We start from the raw sequence: 3,439 nt of genomic DNA on the forward strand, positions 1-3,439 counted from the left end.
AACATTTCATAGGTCTTTCTCGTATCATACTTTTCTACTTCAAAAATACATCGTTTCCAGGGCACAAGATCCACTTTATAGGTCAAATCAATATGATTAAAGATCGCTTTGAGCAGATCATGTGTTACGCCCACTAAGTTTGTTTTAGCACCTTGGTTATCTCGCTCAAAAAATGTATAAGGAGGAAATTCAATTTCATCATCACATATGTTGACAACAGAAGCCGAAAGGTGTCCAACATGAAATAATAAGATGAAGCAGAAAAAGTAATGATGACTCATATTAATACAGCAATAAAGAAATACACTTATATAGAGTAAAGTATTACAGCGCTGCATTCACAAGGTGTTCTCATCTAATCCCATTGGTCACTTAATTTTGAGGCAATTACGGTCAATGAATTCAGAGGTCTATAGGTGCGCCCCTCAGCTAGTGTGAGTGGCAATAATTTTCTTGCAATTTGCACGCTTGCCGAGGGGATACAGATATAGAGATGTTGGTGAAGTTTGCGAAAGAGCAGGTACTGCTCTTCAGTAACGATGGAGAAGTTTACGTGAATCACGAAGGAGAGTTCAAACTGTATACTACAAGCTGCTCGCACCCTTTAGACCAAAAGATGGTTTTTAGCCTTATAAATTTCGATGAGTACTTAAGTGAGAGAGACTGTGATGATGAGTTCGAGCTTGAAGAGCAAATTAGAAATTACATAGGAACTCAAAAGCTTTAAACCTAATAGGGTAAGAGCTGGGTACCTGGGATACCACTAGCCACAAGGCCTACAATGAGGCTAGGCTTGCGTCAGAGTGATGTCCATTAGAGTTATATGAGAGAAAGACGGATATGGAGATAGATCCAAATATTGCGGACAAGCTGAACGCTATATGGTTGACCCCATACGGTATATCTGCAAAATATATTTTTATCGGTGGCATATTATTTATGCTTGTTTTATTAGTTAAGCGTCACAAGATGTCAGTAGCAGATGCCGCTCTAGCATTAGCTGGTTTTAAACCCGTACTTAATAGAGACATATGGTTCAACTTACTACATGCCTTTGTAATTGTTGCGCCATTAGCATTGCTAGTAATTTCCATACAATTAGGCTAGGCATTTTATCAGAGTAACGTTTATTAGTAGTTAGGTGACTAAGGGAATACATGGGATTTATAGAAGTATTGGTAACTGCACTAATATTGATAGTGATTGTTACTACTTTTGCAGTTCAATTTGTAGCAAAGAAACTTCAATGTAAAAGATCAAGTTTTGGGTTAGCGCTAATAGTAGTAATTCTTAGCGCAGCACTTAAAACACTAAGTGCTAACCTATATATAAATGAGATCATTCTATTACCTGCATTTGTTTTAATTCTAGTTCCTGTAGCAAAGTATCTATTACAAGGGTCCTGGGTAGCTGCATTTACATGCTCATTGGTTGCATTTGCAATTCCTTATCTTTTTGGTGTTATCGTGTTTGCATACTGGGGCGCTAATATTACTTAAATCATCAGCTAATCGGGCAAGAGCCGCTCTTATCTCGCTGGATACCACTAGCCATAAGGCCTACAATGGGGTTAGGTTTTGCGTAAGACGTTCATTAATAGTTACGTTTCCACGGAATTGGGTGGCGAAAATTGAATAGAGTAAATAGAAAGCAGCTTTATTTTATAGGTCTTGTAGGGTCGCCATATTACTTAGTGGTCACCATAGTGATTTCTCAGCTAACAGAAGTTAGTGCTTGGTCGTTGGTTCTATTTTTGCCTGCTTTGTATTTATATGATCGTTTCTCGCAGCATTCGTATATTTCGAAAGTGATAGGTAATAAGTACGGGAATTTACAATATGCAGTACGTTCTCTGTCCTATCAAATGTTAGTACTTGGTGTAATTATTGGTGGTCTATATGTTGCTACAACATAACAAGTCAATTAGTGTCGCCTCTCGGCTGGACCTCCGCAAGCAAGCTTGCTCTGGCCCATTATTGAAGCGTTAGGTTGAAATTAGAATGATCGAAAATCTCGAAAAATTGTGGCAGTTAACTGGAAGTGAAAGGTCTCAATTTCCTGACTCTGAGAATTTCTATGATGAAATGCCTACATGCTCACTTAGTAAACCATAACCAGCCACCTCCTTGGATACCCCTAATCATAAGGCCTACAATGAGGATAGGCTTTGCGTAAGGGTAACGTTCATTTGTAGTTATGTGTAAACATAAATCACATAACCAAGCAATCTTACGGAACTTCGTGTGTAAATTGCTACATTAAGCGTAAAGAATGAATGAGCAAGAATTTATAGAATCGATTGATTTCAACTTCCCATATCAAGATGGGGTGAAGGCTCTCGAACTAATTGATCAGGCCAAGAAAATATCCTCCAACGCTTCATTTATGGTGCTTCATGAAATTGTTCGAGCACCAACAGACGTAGATCATGAGGTTCGGAAGAAACTTTACAAGCAATGGCTAAGTGGTTTCAATCACAAGTTATTGCCTATTGTTCGTGAGGCAGCAGAATCACTTCTATCTGGTAGTGAGCTGTCTATAAGTAGAGTGCTTGAGTTAATGCAGCATATTGAACCTGAAGTGGGGCAATATTGTGCCCTCGGTATCATTTACTTTGCTTGCGATGATCAAGAGGGCAAGGTAGATGATTTATATAACCAAATAATTGAACAATGGCAAAGTGCTTAATCGGGTAAATAACCGCTCCCTACTAAGCTCACTGGAAACCGCTAACGATACTAGGCTTGCGTTAAAGTAGTCAGGAATTCTCTGATGATTGAATTCTGTAAACTTCATGATATTGAGCTAATAGAAGCTGAAGCGCCTGTAATATATGGTTTATTCCGTTACGATAACGATTATCTTTCTGCGCTAAGGTCTCAGTTTCCAAATTCAAATTATGTTGTTTTAGGTGGTTGTATATTAGATTTTAACGCGATTTTCTATTGTAGAATAATGTATTGCACAAAATGCAGGGAAGCTCATTTATTATGGACTAAGTTGCATAACTCTCAAAATGGGTTGGCTCCTAGCGATGAGCAACACAAGGCATATATCGAAAGCTTAAAAAGAAAAATAGGTTATCCGGCAATTATTCCACCAAAAGCACTTGGTTTAATAGAAAATGGTCAACTTAATCAAGCAATAAAATTATTAAAAGTAAAAAATCCAAAATCTAGTTTTTCAAGTATTAAAGCCTTTGTCATGGCACAACATTCAAAATTAAGTGCTAATAATAGCTAAACAGGTAATAACTGCTCCCTACCCACCTCACTGGATGCCAGTAGCCATATGGCCTACAATGAGGTTAGGTTTTGCGCTGGGGTGACGTTTATTAATAGTTAAATCTATGTACAGGACAAAAAACTGAATAAATAAGAAAAATCAATTAGTTAGAAGTGAATTGATCCCTCATTGGTATTACAATTCAGGCTGCGAA

5 protein-coding genes are annotated in these 3,439 nt (G+C 37.7%); 4 read left to right on the forward strand and 1 reads right to left on the reverse strand.

Annotation, left to right across the window (positions count from 1 at the left end; genetic code table 11):
- Positions 1 to 281, reverse strand: a 281-nt coding sequence (locus tag F607_RS31930; RefSeq protein WP_211233711.1) for a type 2 periplasmic-binding domain-containing protein, incomplete at its 3' end; no start/stop codon positions are given.
- Between the two features lie 559 nt (positions 282 to 840).
- Here F607_RS31930 and F607_RS0125695 point away from each other — a divergent pair.
- The 4 genes from F607_RS0125695 (at position 841) to F607_RS0125710 (ending at position 3,243) form a co-directional block, all read left to right on the forward strand.
- Entirely contained in the window at positions 841 to 1,107 is a 267-nt protein-coding gene (locus F607_RS0125695; protein WP_027710302.1) for a hypothetical protein, read from the forward strand.
- 50 nt (positions 1,108 to 1,157) lie between these two features.
- Positions 1,158 to 1,499, forward strand: coding sequence for a hypothetical protein (locus F607_RS0125700; RefSeq protein ID WP_027710303.1), 342 nt, complete (start codon positions 1,158 to 1,160; stop codon positions 1,497 to 1,499).
- 772 nt (positions 1,500 to 2,271) lie between these two features.
- The gene (locus F607_RS0125705; RefSeq protein WP_027710304.1) at positions 2,272 to 2,688 is read left to right on the forward strand and encodes a hypothetical protein; all 417 of its coding nucleotides are present in this window, start codon (positions 2,272 to 2,274) and stop codon (positions 2,686 to 2,688) included.
- Positions 2,689 to 2,772: 84 nt separating this feature from the next.
- Entirely contained in the window at positions 2,773 to 3,243 is a 471-nt protein-coding gene (locus F607_RS0125710) for a hypothetical protein (RefSeq protein ID WP_027710305.1), read from the forward strand.
- Positions 3,244 to 3,439 lie beyond the last annotated feature (196 nt).

It is taken from the genome of Zooshikella ganghwensis DSM 15267 (assembly GCF_000428585.1).
Taxonomy (GTDB): domain Bacteria; phylum Pseudomonadota; class Gammaproteobacteria; order Pseudomonadales; family Zooshikellaceae; genus Zooshikella; species Zooshikella ganghwensis.

What these genes read in the sequence shown, in the direction of transcription:
- F607_RS0125710 (WP_027710305.1), top strand. Translation starts at nt 2,773, where the DNA reads ATGATTGAATTCTGTAAACTTCATGATATTGAGCTAATAGAAGCTGAA.
- F607_RS0125700 (WP_027710303.1), top strand. Translation starts at nt 1,158, where the DNA reads ATGGGATTTATAGAAGTATTGGTAACTGCACTAATATTGATAGTGATT.
- F607_RS0125695 (WP_027710302.1), top strand. Translation starts at nt 841, where the DNA reads ATGGAGATAGATCCAAATATTGCGGACAAGCTGAACGCTATATGGTTG.
- F607_RS0125705 (WP_027710304.1), top strand. Translation starts at nt 2,272, where the DNA reads ATGAATGAGCAAGAATTTATAGAATCGATTGATTTCAACTTCCCATAT.